This window comes from Thermanaeromonas toyohensis ToBE (assembly GCF_900176005.1).
Classification (GTDB): Bacteria; Bacillota; DSM-521; order Neomoorellales; family Neomoorellaceae; genus Thermanaeromonas; species Thermanaeromonas toyohensis.
Map to the genome: position 1 here is coordinate 2,606,657 of NZ_LT838272.1, position 22,345 is coordinate 2,629,001.

The following is a 22,345-nucleotide window of genomic DNA, read 5'->3' on the forward strand; positions in this document are numbered from 1 at the left end:
CCTATCCATGTCCAAACTATAAGGTAAAAGCGTTAGGAAAAGAGTTGAAGGAGGACCATTATGTCACTTTTAGCTGTCATCGCTGATGATCTTACTGGTGCCGGAGATACCGGCATCCAGTTCGCTAACACTGGCTTTAAGACCAGGGTTTTTCTGCAGTGGACGGACGTGGAACCTACAAATGATGTGGAGGTTATCGTTCTCAATACCGATTCCCGGGCTGTTAATGAAACGGAGGCCTATACCCGGGTTCAAAAAGCAAGTCGTAGGTTAAAGGAGCTTGGGGTTACTGGAATCTATAAGAAGATCGATTCCACCTTGCGGGGTAACATCGGACAAGAGATCGATGCCCTCCTGAATGAGTTTGATTTCGACCTTGCCCTGATCAGTCCTTCCTTCCCAGCAAACGGCCGGACTGTTGTCGGCGGGTATCTCCTCGTAAACGGCGAACTTGTATCGCGTACCGCCTTAGCCCACGACCCGGTTTTCCCGGTTAGGGAAAGCTATATCCCTGCTCTACTGTCTAATCAAAGCCGTTATCAGGTTGGCCACCTTCCTCTTTCGCTCGTAAGTCAAGGTTCTGAAGCAATTGCCTCTTTCTTACGGGAAGCCAGAGAAAAAAAGATAAAGATCGTTGTTGCTGATGCCATAAGCGATCAAGATCTAACAAGCCTCGTAGTTGGAGCCAGTCTCTCAGGGGTAAATCTGTTTTATGTCGGTTCTGCAGGCCTGGCTCTCCCCGTTGCCCGCTCCTGGGCTACATCCTATCGCCAGCGCTCAAAACAGCTAATGCTTTTGGTTTGCGGTTCGGTTAATCCACGGTCACGGGAACAGATTGATGTGGTGGCCCAAAAGGCTGGCTGGAAGATTATAACAATTAACCCTATCAGCTATCTTAGGGATGAAAGTTCTTGGCAGGACTCTCTTAAAAGGGAACTGGATAGTATCCTCAATTCCTTTAACCTTGAAGGTCTCATCCTTACTACCCCCGGGACACCCGATGAGGTAGCCAAAGTAAAGGAAGCCGCTATCCAACTTGGTCTTTCATTACCGGATCTTCCTGGTAAAGTCGTTCTGGCTCTGGCTCAAGCAACCCTCTTGACCCTGGAATTGGTCCCGGTGAAAGGCTTTATCCTTACTGGCGGTGATACCGCTACCGCAGTGATGAAGGCCTTTGGAAGTAAAAGCTTGGACCTCTTCGCTGAAGTTTCACCTGGAGTACCCATTGGCAGGTTTGTAGGGGGAAAATATAACCACTACCCGGTTGTAACCAAGGCTGGTGGTTTTGGAGGAAAAGAGGTATTATGGGAAGCAGTTGGCAAGCTAAGAAACCTTTAAGTGGCCAAAAGAAACAGTTTTACACCACCCCAAATGTTGTAACTAGCGAAACGGCCAACTATCAACAATCAAGCCAAACCAAAGGCGAAGCCTGGCAGAAGGAAAGCTTAAACCCGTTTTCCCCACGCCCAGTATTGGCCATCACCATGGGCGACCCGGCGGGTATCGGCCCGGAGATAATCCTCAAAGCCCTTAGCCATCAGGAGATTTATGAAATTGCTTCTCCTCTAGTTATTGGTAGCTCGATAACTTTAAAAGAGGAGCTAAAAACCCTCCCGCAAAATTTTGGACAGCTGGAGATCAACGAAATTAAGGACCTGTCACAGGCCCGGTTCCAGTTCCCTTTTGTCAACGTTTTAGACCCTTCCCCATTGATTAACCCAATCGTCAAAGGAAGGGTTTCGGCAGAGGCGGGAGCCGCTGCCGTGGCCTACGTAACCTATGCTAGCCAGTTGGCTAAAGCAGGCCTTATCGCCGCTATTGTTACTGCCCCCCTCAATAAGCAGGCAATGCACCTGGCTGGTTACACCTATCCTGGCCATACTGAGCTATTAGCAAAGCTGTTTAACCGCGAGAAATATTGTATGGTCTTGGCCCACGAGGGACTCTTCGTTCTCCATGTTACCACTCACATTGCTGTAGGCGAAGTCCCCAAAGCCCTCTCCCGGGAAAAAGTTCTGGAACGAATACAGATCGCCTCTGCGCTGGCCAGAGCCCTGAATATGGAGAGTAAACCCATCGGTGTTGCTGGTCTTAATCCCCATGCGGGGGAAGGAGGCTTATTCGGTGATGAGGAAATCCGGATAATAAAGCCAGCTATCGAGGCCGCTAAAACTTTAGGGATCAATGTTACCGGCCCATGGCCGGCCGACTCTCTCTTCCCCAAAGCAAGGGCTGGAGAATTTAACTTTGTGGTGGCCATGTACCATGACCAGGGACACGTCCCATTTAAAACTCTTTACTTCGATGAAGGGGTCAATATTACAGTTGGTCTCCCTGTGGTTCGTACTTCCGTCGACCACGGAACAGCTTTCGACATTGCCGGGAAAGGAATCGCAAAAGAGAAAAGTCTGATGCAAGCTGTCAAGGTGGCAGCCCGTCTCGCTCCATCCTGGGAAGAAGTAAATCGCCACTTATACTATGGAGAATAGTTCTTCCCAACAAGGGCTGGCGCTCCCGACCAACAGTTGGAGGGAGCGCTTTTTCGTAAGGGCCTGATCGATTATAACAAAAGATATTCCTTAAGCCGACGCCACAATGTAGTTCGGCTTATCCCAAGTAGGCGAGCCGTTTCTTTTATATTCCCACCAGTCGCCTGATATACCTTAACGATGTGCTCCCGTTCCACTTCCCGGAGAGGTCGTATCCCTCTTAGGTTCTCGTTATAATTTCCTGGGCCGGAGAAGTATACAGGGAGTTGCCCAGTAGAATCATTTCTCTCAACAAAGTAATTATTTGGTGTTTTAATAGTTGGCAATTCTATCATCTGAGGTTTGATTTCAGATCCATTGCAAAGAAGAACGGCTCGTTCTATAATAGCCGCCAGCTCCCGAACATTTCCCGGGAAATCATAGGTCAGAAGGGCTTCCTGGGCCTCAGGAGCGATCCTGACAATGTCTTTGTTTAACTGACGCGCATATAGCCTAAGAAAATGAAACGCTAGAGGAATGATATCTTCTTTCCTCTCGCGCAAGGGTGGAATATGAAGGTTGAGTACGTTAAGCCGGTAGTAGAGATCCTGGCGGAATTTTCTCTCACGCACGAGAGAAAGTAAATCGCGATTGCTTGCCGCAATAATCCTTACATCTAGGCGAAACACCCGGTTTTCTCCTAGTTTCCGTACCTCACCCTCCTGGAGAAAACGAAGAATCATCCCTTGCACCTCAAGAGGCAGGTCTTGAATCTCATCGAGAAAAATAGTCCCCCCGTGTGCCGCTTCAAAGAGACCTATTCGTCCTTCTCTCCTCGCGCCAGTAAAGGCACCTCCAGAATACCCCATAAGTTCAGCAGCCAGGAGGCTCGGAGGAATAGCCCCACAGGCCACCGTTACGAAGGGGCCTTTCCTCCTCGAACTCGCCAGGTGTATGCTATGAGCTAAAAGTTCTTTGCCTGTACCTGTCTCCCCGGTTATAAGAATTGGGGAATCCGTGGCCGCGAAGATCCGTGCTCTTTCGATAACCTGCTCCATTATCTGGCTTGAATAAACAATATCCTCAAAACTAAAGCGTGCAACGGTTGGAACCTCCGGAGGGACACTAGATTTCTCTCTAGCCCTGATTTTAGGTACAAAATAAGAATAAGATCTATCCGCCAGTTCTTCCCTTGCTCTACCTGGTAGAGCCGCTCCCCCTTCGGCAATAGTCCCTGAAAATCCACGGGTTTCAGCCAGATATATGGCCATCTCTACTGCCTCTATGACAGCTCGGTCACTCGATCTTATTAACCTCGCTTTAAGTCCCAAACTCCGCGCTACTTTACTACCAATTGTATCCGTCAAGAAGAACTCTACTCCCCGCTTTGCTGCCTGGGTGATTAGCTCTTCTACCTTCTCTGGATCGTTAAAAACCACGTAGTCCAGTGGTAATTCGAGGAATCTCGCCAGACCACGATAGCTTCGGATCACATTCTCGAAACCTGCCAGAGCCATTTGACCATGATCCCGCCGCAAGCTAGAAAGCTCCTGAAGGAGGTCTTCGGCATCCACTTTAATTTCTATTATTGGTACCCTACCTCCCCTGACCAAATACTCTGTAAAAGCTTTTCTTATCAACTCAAACGTACCACCCCTACTTACAATAAATGCTACTCCATCCTCAACCAACTCACGGGCAATCTTCACCCCTTCAAAGAGATCACCTAACACAACTTCTAAGTTCCATTTCCTTCTCCTTTTTAAGTATTCAACAAGTTCCAATAGATCCTCGTATGGCGCAATCAGAGCCCCTTTCAATGCCATAATCTCTCTTAATCCCTCCTACTTCTTCAGTATTCTGTCGTCCAAATTGCTGAACCCCATTTTATACTCTAAGTTTCTTAAATAGTTCCACCCGCTTACAAATCCATAGTCGCTCAATATTATAACTTCAATTCCCTGCATAACAAGGTTTTGGAGTGGTCGGTACCCCAACATGCGGCCAGGTTAATTACAAAGTGCGGACAGATATTATGGTTTAAGCATATCCAACAAGGACTCTTTTATTAAAGGCTCAAAATCAAAATATCTTTCCCAAGTATTTTCTACAAAAGTTAATCTGGCTTCTTCATCCTTGGATACAACTACGATACCCTTGGTAACTTCATAACAGAAAGCTATCGAAGCTTTATTTAAAGCATGCACATCAACTGGTAGCTGTAACTTATGACTTAATTCCGCTGCTAACGTTAAGCTCAAATCTAGTTGTTCCTCAAGGGAAAGAGAGTTATCAAAATAAATAGCGATATCTATATCATGAATGGGCAGTTCTTCCAAAAAGGAACCATGTATATAGGCAAACTTTATATATAGTGGTGCTGTGCTAAGTGTTCCTTAATAATTTTTTTAATATTGTTCGCTTTTGTTTTGGAGTTTTTACCCAAACGTTTGGCCAACTCAAAATCTACTAAGTTTATTTTCATCCCTTCTTAATGGAAATAATGATAATCTCTTCTCCTGGCTTTGTTATAACACGTTAACAGATGACGGTCAATCACATTGGTAGTATTATTAGGAGGAGCAAAGTAAAATCGCTCTAGCTTGCAATCTTGCAAAGATACGTTCATAATGGTGGATAAGCGGTTGTTTATTAGGCCACATCACCAAAGGGGAGACTAGCTTTGTTCTTTCACCGCCCGATCTTCCGTCTCTGCCAGCCCCTAGGCCCCAACAGGCTCCTTTTGAGGCTGAAAGCCCCCCGCCGGGAAGGACAGCGCTGCTCAGTCATCTATGAAGACGGTGAGGAGTTCAAAGTTGCCCCTATGTATGTCTACGCCCGGACACCCCATTACCTATATTACCAGGCAGAAATAAACCTCTCTAAGCCTTGGCGCTGCCGGTACTTCTTCCAATGCCTAGCCAAAGATGAAGAACCTGTATATATTATGGCTCCTGGTAGTCAAAAGACCCTTCATGCCTTTAGCTTCTCTTGGACAGCCCAGGATATTTTTACAGTGCCTGACTGGATTTATGATGCCGTATCTTATCAAATATTTCCGGATCGCTTCTATAACGGCAATCCAGAGAATGATCCCCCTGGTACCCGACCCTGGCAGGAGGTTCCTACCCGGGATAGCTTCTTCGGCGGCGATCTTGACGGTATCTGGTTTAAGATCCCCTACCTTAAGTTTCTAGGCATTAATACCCTATGGCTTAACCCCATCTTTGCTTCCCCTTCCAATCATCGCTATAACACTACTGACTATTTTAAGGTAGATCCTGCTTTAGGGGATAACACTACTTTGCGCCGCCTGGTAGAATCTTTGCACGCAGCTGGGATACGCCTTATACTCGATGGAGTGTTTAACCATACGGGTACCGAATTCTTTGCCTTTAAGGATGTCCTCCTCCACGGCGCAGAGTCTCCCTATAAAGACTGGTACTATATCCAAAGCTTCCCTGTAAGAAGTGAACCCCAACCCAACTACGCCTGCTGGTGGAATATACCAAGCCTACCTAAATTAAAAGTGAGCAACCCGGAAGTGCGCGATTATCTTCTGGCGGTAGGAACTTACTGGCTACGGGAGGCTGGTATAGATGGCTGGCGCCTGGATGTGCCTAACGAAGTCGAGCCTTCTTTCTGGCGGGAGTTCCGGCAGCAAGTAAAGACCACTAACCCTAACGCTTATATTGTAGGCGAGATCTGGCATGATGCCCGTTTCTGGCTTAACGGCCGTTACTTCGATGGCGTGATGAATTATCTCTTTCGCGACCTGGTGCTAAACTTCTTTGCCCGCCGCCGGTTCCCCATTTCCACGCTGGATTTCCTTTTAGGGCTTATAAGGCTTCGCTACCCGGAAGCGGCCAACTTTGCTCTACTTAACCTCCTGGGAAGCCACGATACTGCCCGGGTGATCACAGCCTTCCAGGAAGGATTAAAAGAGCTGCCTGGTCATTCTGGGACTCTTTCCGAAGCTCTATCTCACCTGCGCCCGGCCTTGATCTTGCAGTTTACCTATGTGGGCGCTCCCTTAATCTTTTACGGGGACGAAGTGGGCTTGACCGGCGGACCTGACCCGGATTGCCGCCGCACCATGCCTTGGGACCCTAAGGCCTGGAACCAGGACCTCCTTAGTCTTTACCGCCAGCTTATATCTTTAAGGCATCAGTTACCTCCCTTAAGGCGGGGCTTTTTCCAGCCTTTGCTGACCGATGATACAGCCGAAGTCTACGCTTACGCCCGCCGCCTGGGAGACGATAAAGTTATAGTAGTGCTCAATGCCAGCGATCTCCCCCAAACAGTAATATTGGCTTCCGAGGAGTTAGAGCTGACCGAAGGGGAGATATGGCAGGAAGGCTTAAGTGGTCGGTCCTTTGAAGTAGAGAAAGGGCAGCTTATAATCCCTTTAGAAGCCAATTCCGGGGCTATATTATGGAAGTAAATAAAATATGGGATATAAGGGCCACTTACACTCCGCTTTTTTTCCTCGGCAATAGCTTTTGTTAACCCTGTTAAAGTTTCAAGTGACGGTTACGCTTAAGCCTCTTTAGGAGCCTATCTAAATCCCAAGTGTTTACAATATCCTCCGGTTCTAGCCAGGCCCGGCGGGCTACAGCCAGCCCGTATTCCATATCTTCCAGACGGCCGGCATCATGGGCATCAGTGTTGATGGCTAAAGGTATCCCGTATTCCTTAGCCCGGCGGGCAGCTACTTCATCTAAATCAAGACGGTCAGGCGAGGCATTTATCTCCAAGATAGTACCTGTCTCGGCGGCCAGCTCCAAGACCTTTTCCAAATTTATAGCATAGGCTGGCCTGCGTCCCAACATGCGACCAGTGGGGTGCCCCAGGATATCTACATAAGGATGGCGTAGGGCGGCTTCCAGGCGAGCCATCATCTGTTCTTCGTCTTGACGGAAACCCGAATGAATGGAAGCTATAACTAGATCCATCTGGGCTAATATCTCATCTTCGTAATCTAGCCGCCCGTCAGGGAGGATATCTACCTCGATCCCCGCAAGGATAGTAAAATCCTCTAACTCTTCATTTAGCCGGGTTATTTCTTCCTTCTGGGCCAGAAGCTGCTCTAGGCTTAATCCCCGGGCTACAGCCAAAGACCGGGAATGTTCGGTAATAGCCAGGTACCGATAACCCCGGGCCCGGGCCGCCTCTACCATCTCCTTTATAGTATGGAGGCCATCGCTATAGCGGGTGTGACAGTGTAGATCGCCTTTAATATCCTCCAGGGTAACGAGACGGGGCAGGCGCCCTTCTTTAGCTACCTTTACCTCTCCCCTACCCTCCCGCAGTTCCGGCGCGATAAAGGGCAAACTTAAGCGGCTATAAAATTCCTCTTCCGAGGTCAAGAAAACGTGTACCTCCTCTAGCCTTGAGGGAAGGCCCGCATCCTCTAAAGAAAACCCAGCCTCTTTAGCGTAAATCCCAAGTTCTTCCCGGTGGGCGGCCGAACCTGTAAGGTATAACCAGCTAGCGACAAACTTTTCTGCCGGAACTACGAAGATCTCTACCTTAACCCCGGTCCAGGTGCGCAAAGAAAGGTGGTTATTTTCTACCTTGATCACTTCTTTCACCTGGGGGTGACGCTCTATTACTTCAAAAAGGGAGTTAGCTTCTGCGGAAACCATCCCTACTAAGATATCTACATCTCCCACCATAGGGCAACCCCGGCGGACGCTTCCGGCCATTTCCACCCGGTCTACCCCTGGTAGGGCCCTAAGTTGTCGGCAAAACAGCTCCGCCAGGGGCCGGGCCACCCCTAAAGGTACTTTATCCCGGCTTTCTTTAAGCATATCCACTCCGCGTAGGATAGCCAACTCCGTTTTGCTTCCTAAGCCAGGGAGGGTCCGAATCTTGCGTTCTCTGGCAGCTTGTTCTAACTCTTCCAGCGTAGTTATTTTGAGGTGCTGGTAAATAGTTCGAATAGATTTCGCTCCCAGTCCTGGGATAGATAGCATATCCCGCAGTCCTGGGGGAACTTCCTGGCGTAACCTCTCTAAGAAAGTGGAACGGCCAGTTTCTAAAAGTTCCGCAATCTTTTTGGCCAGGTTCTTACCTACCCCAGGAATCTTTTCCAGCTCTCCCCGGGCATGGAGCTGGGCTGCTTCTTCTTCTAGGGATTCCAGGATTCTGGCTGCCCTATGATAGGCCCTTACTTTGAAGGGTTCTTCCCCTTTTATCTCTAAAAGATCCCCCATCTCCTCCAAAGCCCAGGATAACTCTAGGTTGGTCAAGCTTTTCTTTCCTCCTGGATTAATTTAATCAGGGTTTCGTAATCCTGCTGAATCTTGTTTAACTCATCTGCGATATTAAGCGCCGCAAGCACCGCTACTTTCACCGGAGGGTAATGGGGGCATCTCTCGCTGATCTGGCGCATCTTCCTGTCCACATAAGCAGCTAAAGCTTGCAAGTACTCGGGGGGCTCGGCACCCTTAAGGATATATTCCTGATCAAAAATGGTAACGGGGATCCGGTTTACTCCTTCTTCTTTAGCCTTGGCTTCCGCCAAAAGGTGCCACCTCACTTTAGAAGCTGAAAATCCTTCCCCTTATAGGGGACAAACTCACTCCTGCCTGAGTACCGCCCCCACACGCCGGCCTAGCTCCTTCTCTATCTCTTGCATAATGCTATTTACCTCTACGTCTGTGAGGGTCCGGTCTTCACGCTGGAAGCTTAGGGTAAAAGCAAGGCTTTTCTTACCTTCTCCTATCTGTTGTCCGCGGTAAAGGTCGAAGAGCCGGCACTCCTTTAAATAAGGACCTGCGGCGGCTAAAATAACCTCTCGCACCTTTTCAGAAGGAACCTCTTCGGATACCACCACCGCCAAATCTCTCTCTACAGCCGGAAACTTCGGAAGCGGCTGGTACGCGGGTATCCCCCCGGCCAACTCCATTAAGATTTCCCAATCTAACTCAAAAATGTAAGCTCGGGCAGGTAAATCAAAAGCACTTAGCACGTCGGGGTGCAACTCACCAGCAAAGCCTATTGCGTCCCTATAAACCCAGATCTCTGCGCTCCGGCCAGGATGAAGGAAGGGATAAGCTGTGGTGGGTTCCCACCGTACCTTAGGTACACGCACCCGTTCTAGAATCTCCTCTACCACACCTTTTAGGTAATAGAAATCCATTTCCACCGGTGGCCAGTCCCAACCTCTTTCCCGGGTTCCCATGACAAGTCCGGCGAGCCGCAAGGGCTCCTGGGGCAATTCATTCCCTTGGGGTATGAAGACCCGTCCTAGCTCGAAAATAGCCACCGGCATAACCCGACGGTTAGCGTTGCGGGCCGCTACCTCTAGGAGTCCCGGTAGCAACGTAGTCCTTAAAATGCTCTGCTCTTCCCGTAAGGGATTCTGTAACACTACGGTTCTACGCCACTTGTGGCCGGGGGGGAGCCGTAATATATCCCAAATTTTGGGGTTTATAAAGCTATAAGTTATCACCTGGGTAAGGCCGCAAGCTACAGCAGCTTCCTGGCCAGCTTCCTCCCATACCTGGCGCCGGGATTTTTTTTCACCTGGTACTACACCAGGGGGTATGGTGATGGGAATACGATCGTACCCATAAAGCCTGGCCACTTCTTCCACCAAATCAATCTCCTGGGTTAGGTCACCGCGGGTGGAAGGCACCTCCACCTGCCAGGTATCCGGGCTCTTTTCTTTTACCTTAAGCTTAAGACGCTCTAGTATCTCCTTAATTTCTTCCCTGGAGAGCTCAGTACCTAAGAAATAATTTACCCTCTCTGGCCGGAACCGGATAGTCACCGGGCTCTTGCGGGCCACATAACAATCCAGCCGCCCATGGGCAATGCTACCCCCGGCCAGCTTCTGCATAAGCTCTGCTGCCCGGTCAGCAGCCCGGGGGGCTCCTTCTATGTTTACACTTCGCTCAAACCGCAAGGAGGCCTCCGAACGTAAAGAGAGATAGCGTGAAGCTCTTCTAATGGCTACTCCATCGAAGTGGGCAGACTCAATCAAAATATTCCTGGTTTGCCTGGTAACCTCTGTTTCTAATCCGCCCATTACCCCTGCCACAGCTACAGCCCGTTCTTTATCAGCGATGACTAACAAATTCTCTTCCAGAACTCGTTCCTGCCCATCTAAGGTTACTATCTTTTCTCCCCTTTTTGCCCGGCGCACGATAATCTTTTTCCCTTTAAGCAAATCGTAGTCGAAGGCGTGCAGGGGTTGGCCCATCTCCAGCATTACATAGTTAGTGATATCGACAATATTATTGATAGGCCGCATCCCACAGGCCCGCAGCCTGGCCTGCATCCAGCCAGGGGAAGGCCCTATAGTAACATTTCTCACCACCCGGGCCACGTAGCGGCCACACATATCAGGAGCTTCAATTTCTATACTTGCGAGTTCTACTACCGGAGGGTTTTCTTCCCTAAGATCCACATTAGGCTCCTTCACTGGAGCACCTGTAAGAGCAGCTACCTCACGTGCAACACCTAAGATGCTTAAGCAATCCGCCCGGTTAGTAGTAACCTCTAGCTCAAGGACTATCTCTTCCAGTCCTAGCACTCGGGCTACGTCCTGCCCCAAGGGTGCATCCGGAGGCAAAGTAATAATACCCTCCCGGTCTTCAGGCGCTACAAGGCTCGTATCCAGCCCTAGCTCCTGGGCTGAACATAACATACCAAAGGAATCCACACCCCGGAAAGTAGCCCGGCGTATCTCCCGGCCTCCCGGTAGCCTGGCCCCCTCCAGGGCTACTGCCACCCACTGGCCCACAGCCATATTGGGAGCTCCAGATACCACCTGAAGGTACTTGCCGCCTACATCCACTTGGCAAACCTTTAAGTGATCAGCATGGGGGTGTTCCTCAATGGCTATTATTTTTCCTGCTACTACTCCGCTAAAACCAGGATGTAAGTTGATTATATTTTCCACAGGAAGGCCAGCCATGGTAAGCTTTTGAGCTAGCTCCTCGGGCGAAAGTTCTATCTCCACATATTCCTTTAACCAGCTATAAGGTACTCGCAATTCGCATACCACCTCATCTTTTTACAAAAACTCTTCTGTTGAAACTAAAATTGCCGTAAAAACCGTAGATCATTTTCAAAAAACAGCCGCAAATCATCAATACCATACTTTAACATAGCCACCCTCTCTACCCCTAGCCCAAAAGCGAAGCCGCTAACCTCCTCTGGGTTATATCCTGCCATCTCTAAAACCTTGGGGTGTACCAGGCCGCTACCTAAGATCTCCAGCCACCCGCTCTGCTTACAAACGCGGCAACCTTCTCCCTGGCAGATAACGCAGGAAATATCCACCTCGGCGCTGGGCTCTGTAAAAGGGAAATAGCTGGGGCGGAAACGCACACCTACATCTTGACCAAACATCTGGCGTAAGAAAGTCATTAAGGTTCCTTTAAGGTCTCCGAAGGTGACCCTTTTATCCACCACTAGGCCCTCTACCTGGTGGAACATGGGTGAATGGGTAGCATCGTCATCTCGCCGGTAAACCTTCCCGGGAGCTATAATGCGGATAGGAAGGCGCGGCCGCATGGCTTCCATAACCCGGATTTGAACTGGAGAAGTATGGGTACGTAGCAAAACCGTAGAGGTGATATAGAAGGAATCCTGCATGTCCCGGGCCGGATGCTCCGGAGGTAAATTTAAAGCAGTGAAGTTGTAGTAATCAGTCTCTACCTCCGGCCCTTCAGCCACGGCAAAACCTAGTCCAATAAAGATATTTTTAATTTCCTCCAGGACCAAGTGGATGGGATGGTAATATCCCCGCGGTAAAGGCCGTCCGGGCAAAGTTACATCTAGTTTTTCTTCCCGCAGGCGGCGCTCCTTTTCCTCCCGGGCTAAGGTCTCCCGGGTCCGCCTTAAGGCTTCTTCTAGTTCTTCCCTGACCTTATTAGCTAGCTGTCCCACCCGCGGCCGCTCTTCAGGTGGGAGCTTTCCCATACCGCGTAAAACCTGGGTGAGCTCCCCCTTTTTGCCTAAGTACTTTATCCTTAAACCTTCCCATCCTTCTAAATCCTTAACTTGAGCAAGCTCTCTCAATGCCCTTTCCTTTAAGGACTTTAAAGCCTCTAAGGTTTCCAATCCATTTTCACCCCATAAAAAAAGCCCTCGCCCCCTTGGGACGAAGACTTCTATTATTTAATAGCATATCACTGCAGGGCCAGCCTGCGGTAGATGATGTAGGCCGCTATGGAGCCTGTCATCTCAAAAAGCCGCCAGAAAAACTCCGCAGGCAGGAACACAGTATCACAACCTTTCCCAAGGGTTGTGTACCTGGTATAAGGCTAACCCAAAATAGATTATAGCATAGGAGCCATCCCTTGGCTAGCCTAAAATCACCTGCTCCTCGGGAAGGTGAACATTAACTTTAGCCTGTTTATGCCAAATAGCCATAGCTAGGCTTAAAGGCCCTACCCGGCCAGCGAACATAGTAAAGATTATCAACCACCGGCCTATAGGGCTAAGCTCCGGGGTAATACCCGTGCTAAGACCCACGGTACCGAAGGCCGAGGTTACTTCATATAACACGGGCAAGAAACCTTTCCCTTCAGTTATCAAAAGTATAAAGGTAACGGCATTGACCAAAGCGAAGGAAATAGCTGCTATGCTAAGGGCCTTAAAAACCCTAAACCAGCTGATCTGCCGACCACCAAAATCTACCTCCTGCCTTCCCCGCACTATAGTGACTACGGCCAGCACTAACACCGCAAAGGTAACCGTCTTTATACCGCCACCGGTTCCTGCGGGAGAGGCCCCGATAAACATAAGGATTACCTGCAAGTACTGGGTAGCAGGTTCTAACCCGGCAATATCAATGGTATTGAATCCGGCGGTCCTGGGGGTTACAGCCTGGAAATAGGCCGCCAGTATCTTCACGGGTAAGGTTAGAGGATGAAGTGTCCGGGGATTATCCCATTCTACAATCAGGATCAAGGCGGTACCCACTATAATAAGAGATGCCGTGGTAAGGAGCACCAGTTTGCTATGTAAGCTCAGACGGGATAACTTTTTAGTCCTTACTACGTCCATGAGAACTGGGAAGCCGAGACCACCTAGAACAAGGAGGGTAGCCACGGTCAGACTCACTACAGGGTCCCCGACATAATGGGTTAAGCTCGTGAACTCGCCGAACTCCTTTCCTAAAACATCAAAACCTGCGTTGTTAAAAGCAGAGATAGCATGGAACAAGCCGTAATATAATCCTTTTTTCCAACCAAAATCTAGGGTAAACCTGGCCGCCAAAATCAGTATACCTAGGCTCTCAATAATTGCCGTAATAAAAATAACCCTTCGAGCAAGGTCTACTACTCCGCCTAAAGTTTCTCTATTTAAAGCTTCCTGGAGGAGTAACCTCTCTCGTAAGGAGATCCTCTTACGTACTACTAAAGCCAAAAAGGTGGCCACGCTCATCCATCCCAAGCCGCCTATCTGAATCAGCAACAAAATAATCATCTGCCCAAAGGAGGACCAATAAGTCCCTGTATCCACTACCACCAGGCCAGTCACGCACACAGCCGAAGTAGCTGTAAATAAAGCGGTTAAAAAGTCCGTCCAGATACCAGAAGCAGAAGAAATAGGGAGCATCAAAAAAAGAGCACCAGTCAAGATCAGCCCTGCAAAACCTAGGACCACCACTTGAGTAGGGTTGAGGCGCAGCATAAACCTATAAGGTTAACCTCCTAAACCGTACCCAAATTGTAACGCTGGCGGGCGGCCTCATATAATAAAAGGCTTGCCGCCACAGCCACATTTAGAGACTCTACAGGCCCCCAGAGGGGGATTTTAACCCGCGCATAAGCTTGAGCTAAGATTTCTGGGCTGGGACCGCGGTTTTCGTTTCCCACTACCAAAGCCAGGCTACCCCTATAATCACATTCGTGATAGAAAACCTCACCGGCTACGTGCCCCACTATGATTTTAGCCCGGCCTTCCAGGTGCTTTACAACTTCTCCTGGCCCTAGCCCAGTAACTACGGGCAAGTAAAAAAGGGCGCCCATAGCTGCGCGTACTGCTTTTTCATTATAAGGATCCACAGTTCCAGTAGTCAAAAGGGCCCCTGTACATCTAGCGGCAGCCGCTGTACGCAGCATAGTCCCCAAATTGCCAGGATCCTGTACGCCATCAGCCACCAATAAAAAAACCTCCTGGTTAGCCAGCAGGCTCTCCAAATTGATTTTATGTTGCCGGGCGATGGCCAGAATCCCCGGTGGTGTAACTGTAGCAGCTGCCCGGTTGAGCTCCGGACTAGGTACTTCCAGGCACCGGTAACCAGCCCGGGCTAACCGCTTTAAAAGCTTCGTATGCTCGGAGGAAGCAGCAAACTCCCTATCATACAATACTACCTCTAGCTCCGCTTCCGATTGTAAAGCTTCAAGGACCAAGTGCTCCCCTTCCAGGAGGTAAAGCCCTGTTTTTTCCCGCCGGGAACGTCGTTTTAGGGAGTGCGCCAACTTTAAATACTTATCGGGAGTTATTCTCTCTCCTCCAATCGTTCTAGGACTTTGGTGGGACCGATGAGGACTAATATATCGCCCTCCCTTACCACGTCCTCCGCACCTGGGGCTACCACAATATTATCCCCATGTTTAATGGCCACCACCATAATACCGTGTCTAGCCCTTAAATTAAGCTGGCCTAAAGTCTTTCCCGCCAGCCGGTGGGAAGCAGCGATCTCCACAATGCTATAATCAGGTGAAAGGTCTATATGTTCCAATACATTCCCAGCTGCCAAGGTACGGGCCACCCGCACCCCCATATCCCGCTCAGGGAACACTATTTTATCCGCCCCGATCTTGGCCAGGACCTTAGCGTGAAGGTCGTTTAGGGCTTTAGCCACTACGCACTTTACCCCTAGCTCCTTAACTATTAAAGTAACGAGAATGTTAGCTTCCACATTCTCCCCGATGGCTACAATAGCTACATCTACGTTCCGGATACCAGCAGCTTTAAGGGCTTCCTCATCCCGGGCGTCAGCTTGGATGGCGTGGGTGACCTCGTCCATTATAGCTTCTACTTTTTCCGCATCAGAATCAATAGCCAGGACTTGACACCCCATCCTGGCCAAAGCAGTGGCTACACTAGACCCGAAACGCCCAAGGCCAATAACAGCAAATTGCTTCATAGATTTTAAACACCAACTCCCAAGTTTTCTTTAGCCACCTCGACTAACTGCTTAAAACCTGCAGCATCATGAACAGCCATATCGGCCAACATCTTCCGGTTGATCTCTACTCCAGCCTGCTTTAATCCGTTAATTAGCCGGCTATAGGTCAACCCGTTTTGCCTGGCCGCAGCGTTAATACGGGCGATCCACAGCTTCCGGAAATCCCCCTTCTTTTTCCGCCGGTGGGCATAAGCATAGGCCAGCGATTTCATAACCTGCTGGTTAGCTATCCGGAAAAGCTTCGACTTAGCCCCATAATAGCCTTTAGCCAATTTAAGTATTTTCTTATGACGGCGCCGCTTAGTCACTCCCCGTTTTACTCTAGCCATCTAATTTGTCTTCCCTCCTTTACCTATCGTTACCTCGGCTTCAAGCATAAGGCAAGAGCCTCGCGATGCGCCGGTGATCCGCCCCTGAAACTATAGCTGGCTTACTCAAGCGCCGCTTCCTTTTAGCCGTTTTACCGGTTAAAAGATGGCTCTTCCCTGCCCGGGAATGCTTAATTTTCCCCCTGGCCGTTACGCGGAAACGCTTAGCGGCTCCCCGGTGGGTTTTCATTTTAGGCACAGTAAAATCCACCCCTTGGACTAATTTTTAGGCGCCAAGATCATAACCATGTTACGTCCCTCCAGCTTAGGCGGCCTTTCTACAGAGGCTCTCTCTGCCACTTCCTCAGCTAGGCGCCAGCATAGCTTTTCGCCCAGCTCGGCATGGGAAATCTCCCGGCCACGGAACATAACTGTAACTTTAACCTTATCTCCATCTTCTAAAAAGCGGAGGGTATTGCGCGCCTTTACCTTAAAATCATGCTCCTCAATTCCGGGCCGTAGCTTTATCTCCTTGATATCGACCGTGCGCTGCTTCTTCCTGGCTTCCCGCTCGCGCTTGCTCTGTTCATATTTATATTTCCCAAAATCCATAATACGGCAAACCGGCGGGCGAGCCTGGGGAGCCACTTCCACCAGATCTAATCCTTGCTCCTGAGCTATACGCAGCGCCTCTCTCAAAGGCATAATACCAAGTTGTTGGCCATCAGTACCTACCAAGCGCACTTCCCGAGCCCGGATCTCTGCATTAACCCTCCAGTCCTTGCTTATAATTCGTCACCTCCTGTAGAAATTGCCGCCTAGCCAAAAAGAAAGCGGGGTTATCCACCCGCTTCGGATGGCTTTTCCTTCCGGGGGTAGTATAGCACAAGGCCCGAAGTACCGTCAATATGGTGCTTTCCTTTCTACTTCGTGCCCGCCGAATTCATGCCTTAAGGCTGCCACTACTTTCCCAGCAAAGCTCTCCTCCTGTTCCGAACGGAACCGTACCATCAAAGCTAAAGAGATCACCGGCACTGGAACCCCCAATCGCAAAGCTTCTTCCACCGTCCACAGGCCCTCACCTGAATGATGAATAACATCCCTAATATCCTTAAGGTCGCCACTCTTGGACAGGACCCTTTCGGTGAGGTCCATAAGCCAGCCCCGGATAACTGAGCCGTGCCGCCATACCCGGGCTATAGCAGGAAGGTCTAGTTTAAAAGGGCCTTTAGCCAGGATCTCCATGCCTTCTCCTATGGCCTGCATCATTCCATACTCGATGCCGTTATGCACCATCTTTACAAAGTGGCCGCTACCACAGGGACCCGTATGAAGATAACCGCCAGGGGCACTTATATCTTTTAATAAAGGCTCAAGATACTGGAAAAGCTCTTCCTCCGCGCCTACCATGGCGCATATCCCCCAGCGGGCTCCCTCTATACCACCACTGGTACCTATATCGGCAAAGCGCAAGCCCTGGGCTTTTAAAACTTCATAACGGCGCAAGGTATCGCGGTAGTAGGAATTACCCCCGTCTACAATAATGTCGCCCTTTGAGAGGAAGGGTATTAGCTGATTTATCACCATATCTACTGTTTCTCCTGCCGGTACCATGAGCCAGATTAGCCGGGGAGGGATAAGCTTCTTCACCAACTCCTCAAGGCTATAGACTCCCTTAATACCTTCTCCCTTAGCCCGATCCACCGTCTCTTTAGTCCGGGCATAACCTATGACTTCATGGCCATGGTCACGCATATTAAGTGCTAAATTGAGCCCCATTTTGCCTAAACCTATTAAGCCGACTTGCACTTCAAACTTACCTCCTATCTTAATTTGATGATTTCCCTCAAAAGCGAGCAGTAGAAGCTTCTCAGTACCCAAGATTACTATGTTGAGACATAGATCCCGCCTTAAGGAAGGGCTTTCACGTAGGATTTACTTCAGAATCCGCTTTCTCCCCTCGCAAAACCTTAAGAATGTTTTTGGCTACAGCTAAGCCCATCCGTAAGTTAGCCTCGCGGGTGTAAGCACCTATATGGGGCGTAACTACCACGTTATCTAGTTCAAGTAAAGGACTACCTACCGGCGGTTCTTCACTAAAAACATCTAAGCCAGCACCTCTAATCCAACCCTCCTTTAAAGCTCGATATAAAGCTTCTTCGTCCACTAATTCCCCCCGAGCGGTATTTATTAGGATAGCCTCCTTCTTCATAAGCCTTAGCCGTCCTTCATTTATAAGGTGATAAGTATCTTCAGTCAAGGGCGCATGGAGGCTTATAAAATCAGATTCCTGTAAAAGCTTTTCCAGATCTGTATAAACTATCCCCAGTTCACTGGTAGCCTCCAAATTAGGCCGAGGATCATAAGCTAGGATGCGCATATTAAAGCCGCGCGCCCGGCGTGCTACCGCCAGCCCTATTCTCCCAGTCCCAATAATACCCAGGGTCTTCTCCCATACCTCCCCCCCCACAAATCTATCCCACCGGCCCTGCCGTGTAGTTCTATCAGCTAAAATGATCTCTCTGGTACAAGCCAAAAGAAGCCCGAAAGCGAGATCAGCCACAGCCTGGGCGTTACTACCTGGCGCGTTGGTCACTACAATACCCTGCCTTTGGGCAGCAGGGATATCGATATTGTCTACACCTACCCCGTGCTTGGCTATAATTTTTAGCTGCGTGGCCACCTCCATTACCTCACAGGTTACAGGGTCCACGCCCACAATGAGTGCCACTGGCTGCCATCGTCTCAAGGCTTCCTTCATTTCAACCTCTGTCAAAGGCCGGCCTGTATCATTCAAGATAAGTTCAAGACCTTGCTCCTCTAGAAGCCTCCTGGGTTCTGATGAATAGCGAGAAAAAGAAAGGGCAGAGACAAACACTTTCCCGTTTAAACTAGCCACCTTAGACGATTACCTCCCCAATCTCTGATACTTTCTTGGCGAACCATTATTGTACTTTGTTAAATCTTACTTTATTGTGCTTTCCATCACAAAGGCGGAGGGAAAGCGGAAAAGGTGGGGAGATGGTGCAAAGATGTCCGCGTTTAATGTGGGTTATGGTGCCTCTGAAACGCGGCTATCCGGGAAAACTGCTCTTTAAGCCTCCAGTACAGATCTTGGTACAGACCGTAGAGCTCATGGTAAGCTTTCCGGGCTTCTTCCCGGGGCTTTATTTCCTCCCTAACCCTTACCATCCTTCCTACCGCTTCTATCCCCTCTATGAAACCCAAACCCCACATGGCCATCAAGGCAGCTCCGAAGGCGGAGGCTTCGGTTACTTCTGGTAACTTAATTGGGTACCCGAACACATCAGACATAATCTGGCACCATACTTGGGAGCGGGTAAACCCGCCTGCTGCCCGCACTTCTTGAGGTTCGCCTACCAGATCCACAATAGCCTCAAAAACACTGTACATACGATAGATTACACCTTCCATCAGGGCCCGTACCAAGTGGGGCTTACCATGGTGTAAGCCCAGCCCGAAGATTACCCCTCGGGCTTCGGGGTTCCAGTGAGGGCTTCGCTCCCCCGTGAGGAAGGGCAGGAAAATCAACCCTCCTGCACCCGGCCCCACCTTAGCCGCTAGCTCATTCAAGATTTCATAGGCTTCTATGCCTTTCTTAAGAGCTTCCTCAGCTTCTTTCTCGGCTAAGTTGTCTCGGAACCAACGGTAGACTATGCCGCCGTTGTTTATGGCCCCACCCACTACCCAGTACTTATCTGTGAAGGCATAACACCAGGTACGGCCTTGGGGATCAATAAGCGGCTTATTCTCAAACACTCTTATGGCTCCACTGGTCCCCACCATAGCCACTACCTGCCCGGGGCCATAAGCTCCCGATCCTAAGTTGGATAACATGCCGTCGCCAGCGCCTATTACTACTGGCAAGCCTTCTGGCAAGCCCAGTTCTCGGGCTACTTCACCTTTAAGCCTTCCCACCAGCTCTTGGGGTGGAACTACTTCACTTAGGCTTTCCATCTTAATACCTAAGACATCCAGGCACTCTTCATCCCAGCGCAAAGAATGGATATTGAGAAGCCCAGAAGTAGAAGCCACCGCCTGGTCAATTACCAGCCGACCCAGCCACCGGAACAGAATATACTCCTTCAGGGAAATAAACTTGGCAGCCTCCCGGAATACCTCCGGCCTTTCCTCTTTAAACCACAAGATCTTGGCTAAGGGATACATGGGATGCACGCGACAGCCGGTCCGGCTGTAAATCTGGAAACCATTATCGTCGCCTTTAAGGAATTCAGCCTGCTTTAAACTCCGGGTGTCTGCCCAGATTAAAGCGTTGCTTAAACAGTTTCCTTGCCGGTCGAGCAAAATAAGGCTGTGAAAGACGGAGCTTAAGCCCAATCCAACGATGCTGGGGGTTTTTACCCCTGAAAGCTCTACGCACTCCGTTACCGCCCGGCAGGCAGCTTCATAAACCTTTTCCGGTTCCTGTTCAGCCCATCCAGGCCTGGGCTGGATCAACGGATATTCCTTTGTGGCAAGGCTTATGAGCCTTCCCTTAAGGTCGAAAAGTCCTGCCCGACACCCACCGGTACCTATATCTAAACCGAGGAAATAGAGCTCTCTCAATTTAAACTTTACCCTCCTCTACTCTCTATCTCGCCAGCCACCCACCATCAACACACAAAATATGACCATTTACATAGTCCGAAGCATGGGAAGCCAAGAAAATGGCTGCCCCTACCAAGTCCTCCGGCTTCCCCCACCGGCCGGCGGGTATCCTCTCTAAGATTTGCCTATTGCGTTCCTGGTCCTGTATTAGCGCCTTGTTCATTTCTGTGTCAATATAACCCGGGGCAATGGCGTTCACATTTATCCCATATCGAGCTAGCTCATTGGCAAAGGCCTTAGTCAACTGGGCCACACCACCCTTGCTGGCCGCATAAGCTGGAACCGTATAGCCTCCCTGGAAGGATAGCATGGAGGCGAGGTTGATTATTTTGCCCCAACCGTTTTCTTTCATAATAGCGGCAGCTGCCTGGCTTAAGATGAAGACGGCCTTTAAGTTTATCTGGATCACTTCGTCCCAATCCTTTTCCGTGAATTCTAGAACCGGATTACGCCTTTGTATGCCGGCATTATTTACCAGGATGTCCAGCCGCCCAAAGGTCTTCATAGTTTCGCCTATTATGAGGTCTTTAGCTCTAGAAAGATCGAATAGATCGACGTTTACTTTCAAACATTTCCTCCCAGCCTCCACAATTTTCCTTTCAGTTTCCTCCAACCCACCACGACTCGTAATTACTAGGTCGGCTCCTGCCCTGGCTAACCCAACCGCAATAGCCTGTCCTATCCCCCGGCTAGCCCCAGTAACTATGGCTACCTTGCCATGTAGACTAAACAAATCTAACATCATCTAAACCCCCACATACTCAATCCAACCTAAAAAGGATCTTCATTCCTTCCCCTCTTTCCATTATCTCACAAGCCCTTTCAGCCTCCTCTAACTTAAATATGTGGGTAACTATACCGTCCACCTTTATCTTCCTCTTGTAAATCATATCCGCCGCAATCTGGTAATCTTCGAAGTTATAAACCCTAACCCCAATTATGTCTAACTCCCGAAAACTGACAGTACGGTAATCCACTGGTGGAGGTTCATTAAAGACCCCCACCACCACAACCTGCCCCCGAACTTTTACAATCCTAGTACTAAGCTCCGCCGTAGCCGGCACCCCTGCTGCATCAAAGACTACGTCAACTCCTTTTCCGCACGTGACCGCCCTTACTTCAGCCTCCACATCCTGCGCAAGCGCATTAAGGGCCAAAAACCCTCGAGCTCTAGCCCTTTCTAAGCGCTCCGGAGCCACCTCGGTAATAATCACTTCTGCCCCCGACGCCCTGCATGTCTCCGCTACTAAGGTACCTATGGGGCCCGCCCCGAGTATGGCTACTATATCGCCAATCTTAAGTCTAGACATACGGACCGCGTGAATAGCCACCGCTACTGGCTCAACTAGCGCAGCCTCCAGCATAGGCATATCTTGAGGAAGCCTGTGAACTCTGCTAATAGGTACCAGAGCGTACTCGGCAAAACCCCCGTCTCTGTCGATGCCCAGCAATCCCAGGTTAGCGCAGACGTGATAATAGCCCGAAAGACACGCTGCACACTTACCACATGAGAGCAGGGGCTCTACAACCACCTTATCCCCTACCTTCACTCCGGCAGCTTCGCCATTTAGAGCTACAATCTGACCGCAAAATTCGTGTCCCATAATGAGAGGAGGCTTAGCCCGGGGATGGACCCCATGGTAAATATGCATATCAGTACCACAAAGGCCACCGTAAAATACCTTTAAGAGCGCTTCCCCCGGCCCCGGTTGGGGAACTGGTACATCTTTAACCTCAAGTCTCCTAGGCCCTTCATAAACCACTGCTTTCATGGGTAA

The 22,345-nt window shown here is 49.6% G+C and carries 21 protein-coding genes; 3 read left to right on the forward strand and 18 right to left on the reverse strand.

The window, feature by feature from the left end:
* Positions 1–60 precede the first annotated feature (60 nt).
* A complete protein-coding gene (locus tag B9A14_RS13325; RefSeq protein WP_084666329.1) occupies positions 61–1,338 on the forward strand; it encodes a four-carbon acid sugar kinase family protein in 1,278 nt (425 codons plus the stop codon).
* A complete protein-coding gene (gene pdxA, locus B9A14_RS13330; protein WP_197686519.1) occupies positions 1,305–2,489 on the forward strand; it encodes a 4-hydroxythreonine-4-phosphate dehydrogenase PdxA in 1,185 nt (394 codons plus the stop codon). The genes B9A14_RS13325 and pdxA overlap by 34 nt, the downstream gene beginning before the upstream one ends.
* 71 nt (positions 2,490–2,560) lie before the next feature.
* Here pdxA and B9A14_RS13335 read toward each other — a convergent pair whose 3' ends face one another.
* Together B9A14_RS13335 and B9A14_RS13340 are read right to left on the reverse strand one after the other, a co-directional pair.
* Positions 2,561–4,294: a sigma-54-dependent Fis family transcriptional regulator gene (locus B9A14_RS13335; protein WP_084666331.1), complete on the reverse strand. Its 1,734-nt coding sequence runs from the start codon at positions 4,292–4,294 to the stop codon at positions 2,561–2,563.
* A 207-nt stretch (positions 4,295–4,501) separates the two neighbouring features.
* Positions 4,502–4,837: a nucleotidyltransferase domain-containing protein gene (locus B9A14_RS13340; protein WP_269456780.1), complete on the reverse strand. Its 336-nt coding sequence runs from the start codon at positions 4,835–4,837 to the stop codon at positions 4,502–4,504.
* A gap of 314 nt (positions 4,838–5,151) precedes the next feature.
* On the opposite strand from B9A14_RS13340, the gene B9A14_RS13345 reads away from it, so the two are divergent.
* Entirely contained in the window at positions 5,152–6,912 is a 1,761-nt protein-coding gene (locus tag B9A14_RS13345) for an alpha amylase N-terminal ig-like domain-containing protein (protein WP_084666335.1), read from the forward strand.
* A gap of 70 nt (positions 6,913–6,982) precedes the next feature.
* Here B9A14_RS13345 and polX read toward each other — a convergent pair whose 3' ends face one another.
* The 16 genes from polX to B9A14_RS13420 form a co-directional block, all read right to left on the reverse strand.
* Positions 6,983–8,722 (reverse strand): DNA polymerase/3'-5' exonuclease PolX, encoded by a 1,740-nt coding sequence (polX, locus tag B9A14_RS13350; protein WP_084666337.1) that lies wholly within the window; start codon positions 8,720–8,722, stop codon positions 6,983–6,985.
* Positions 8,719–8,997 (reverse strand): cell division protein ZapA, encoded by a 279-nt coding sequence (locus B9A14_RS13355; protein WP_084666339.1) that lies wholly within the window; start codon positions 8,995–8,997, stop codon positions 8,719–8,721. Before B9A14_RS13355 ends, polX begins: the two co-directional genes overlap by 4 nt.
* A 54-nt stretch (positions 8,998–9,051) precedes the next feature.
* Complete coding sequence (gene pheT, locus B9A14_RS13360) at positions 9,052–11,475, reverse strand: phenylalanine--tRNA ligase subunit beta (RefSeq protein ID WP_084666341.1); 2,424 nt, start codon at positions 11,473–11,475, stop codon at positions 9,052–9,054.
* 44 nt (positions 11,476–11,519) lie between these two features.
* Positions 11,520–12,548, reverse strand: coding sequence for a phenylalanine--tRNA ligase subunit alpha (pheS, locus tag B9A14_RS13365; RefSeq protein ID WP_084666343.1), 1,029 nt, complete (start codon positions 12,546–12,548; stop codon positions 11,520–11,522).
* Between the two features lie 68 nt (positions 12,549–12,616).
* Positions 12,617–12,709: a YqzL family protein gene (locus tag B9A14_RS18150; RefSeq protein WP_340631036.1), complete on the reverse strand. Its 93-nt coding sequence runs from the start codon at positions 12,707–12,709 to the stop codon at positions 12,617–12,619.
* Positions 12,710–12,791: 82 nt separating this feature from the next.
* Complete coding sequence (locus tag B9A14_RS13370; RefSeq protein ID WP_084666345.1) at positions 12,792–14,126, reverse strand: TrkH family potassium uptake protein; 1,335 nt, start codon at positions 14,124–14,126, stop codon at positions 12,792–12,794.
* 20 nt (positions 14,127–14,146) lie between these two features.
* Positions 14,147–14,917 carry a TrmH family RNA methyltransferase gene (locus B9A14_RS13375; protein ID WP_084666347.1) on the reverse strand — a complete coding sequence of 257 codons (771 nt, stop codon included), beginning with the start codon at positions 14,915–14,917 and terminating at the stop codon, positions 14,147–14,149.
* A 20-nt stretch (positions 14,918–14,937) separates the two neighbouring features.
* Positions 14,938–15,588, reverse strand: coding sequence for a potassium channel family protein (locus B9A14_RS13380; RefSeq protein WP_084666349.1), 651 nt, complete (start codon positions 15,586–15,588; stop codon positions 14,938–14,940).
* Between the two features lie 5 nt (positions 15,589–15,593).
* Complete coding sequence (rplT, locus tag B9A14_RS13385; protein WP_084666351.1) at positions 15,594–15,959, reverse strand: 50S ribosomal protein L20; 366 nt, start codon at positions 15,957–15,959, stop codon at positions 15,594–15,596.
* Between the two features lie 40 nt (positions 15,960–15,999).
* Complete coding sequence (gene rpmI, locus B9A14_RS13390) at positions 16,000–16,197, reverse strand: 50S ribosomal protein L35 (RefSeq protein WP_084666356.1); 198 nt, start codon at positions 16,195–16,197, stop codon at positions 16,000–16,002.
* 20 nt (positions 16,198–16,217) lie between these two features.
* Positions 16,218–16,727 (reverse strand): translation initiation factor IF-3, encoded by a 510-nt coding sequence (gene infC, locus B9A14_RS13395; RefSeq protein WP_084666358.1) that lies wholly within the window; start codon positions 16,725–16,727, stop codon positions 16,218–16,220.
* A gap of 114 nt (positions 16,728–16,841) precedes the next feature.
* Positions 16,842–17,747, reverse strand: coding sequence for a phosphogluconate dehydrogenase (NAD(+)-dependent, decarboxylating) (gene gnd / locus B9A14_RS13400; protein WP_084666360.1), 906 nt, complete (start codon positions 17,745–17,747; stop codon positions 16,842–16,844).
* A gap of 115 nt (positions 17,748–17,862) precedes the next feature.
* Positions 17,863–18,837: a phosphoglycerate dehydrogenase gene (locus B9A14_RS13405; RefSeq protein WP_084666362.1), complete on the reverse strand. Its 975-nt coding sequence runs from the start codon at positions 18,835–18,837 to the stop codon at positions 17,863–17,865.
* Between the two features lie 143 nt (positions 18,838–18,980).
* The gene (locus tag B9A14_RS13410) at positions 18,981–20,525 is read right to left on the reverse strand and encodes a gluconokinase (protein WP_084666364.1); all 1,545 of its coding nucleotides are present in this window, start codon (positions 20,523–20,525) and stop codon (positions 18,981–18,983) included.
* A gap of 25 nt (positions 20,526–20,550) precedes the next feature.
* Positions 20,551–21,312: a 2-dehydro-3-deoxy-D-gluconate 5-dehydrogenase KduD gene (kduD, locus tag B9A14_RS13415; RefSeq protein ID WP_084666366.1), complete on the reverse strand. Its 762-nt coding sequence runs from the start codon at positions 21,310–21,312 to the stop codon at positions 20,551–20,553.
* A gap of 16 nt (positions 21,313–21,328) precedes the next feature.
* Positions 21,329–22,339: a zinc-dependent alcohol dehydrogenase gene (locus B9A14_RS13420; protein WP_084666367.1), complete on the reverse strand. Its 1,011-nt coding sequence runs from the start codon at positions 22,337–22,339 to the stop codon at positions 21,329–21,331.
* Positions 22,340–22,345: the final 6 nt, after the last annotated feature.

Excerpts from the sequence above, each read along its gene's own strand:
- B9A14_RS13325 (WP_084666329.1), top strand. The coding sequence starts at position 61 with ATGTCACTTTTAGCTGTCATCGCTGATGATCTTACTGGTGCCGGAGAT.
- pdxA (WP_197686519.1), top strand. The coding sequence starts at position 1,305 with ATGGGAAGCAGTTGGCAAGCTAAGAAACCTTTAAGTGGCCAAAAGAAA.
- B9A14_RS13335 (WP_084666331.1), bottom strand. The coding sequence starts at position 4,294 with ATGGCATTGAAAGGGGCTCTGATTGCGCCATACGAGGATCTATTGGAA.
- B9A14_RS13370 (WP_084666345.1), bottom strand. The coding sequence starts at position 14,126 with ATGCTGCGCCTCAACCCTACTCAAGTGGTGGTCCTAGGTTTTGCAGGG.
- B9A14_RS13380 (WP_084666349.1), bottom strand. The coding sequence starts at position 15,588 with ATGAAGCAATTTGCTGTTATTGGCCTTGGGCGTTTCGGGTCTAGTGTA.
- rplT (WP_084666351.1), bottom strand. The coding sequence starts at position 15,959 with ATGGCTAGAGTAAAACGGGGAGTGACTAAGCGGCGCCGTCATAAGAAA.
- kduD (WP_084666366.1), bottom strand. The coding sequence starts at position 21,312 with ATGATGTTAGATTTGTTTAGTCTACATGGCAAGGTAGCCATAGTTACT.
- B9A14_RS13420 (WP_084666367.1), bottom strand. The coding sequence starts at position 22,339 with ATGAAAGCAGTGGTTTATGAAGGGCCTAGGAGACTTGAGGTTAAAGAT.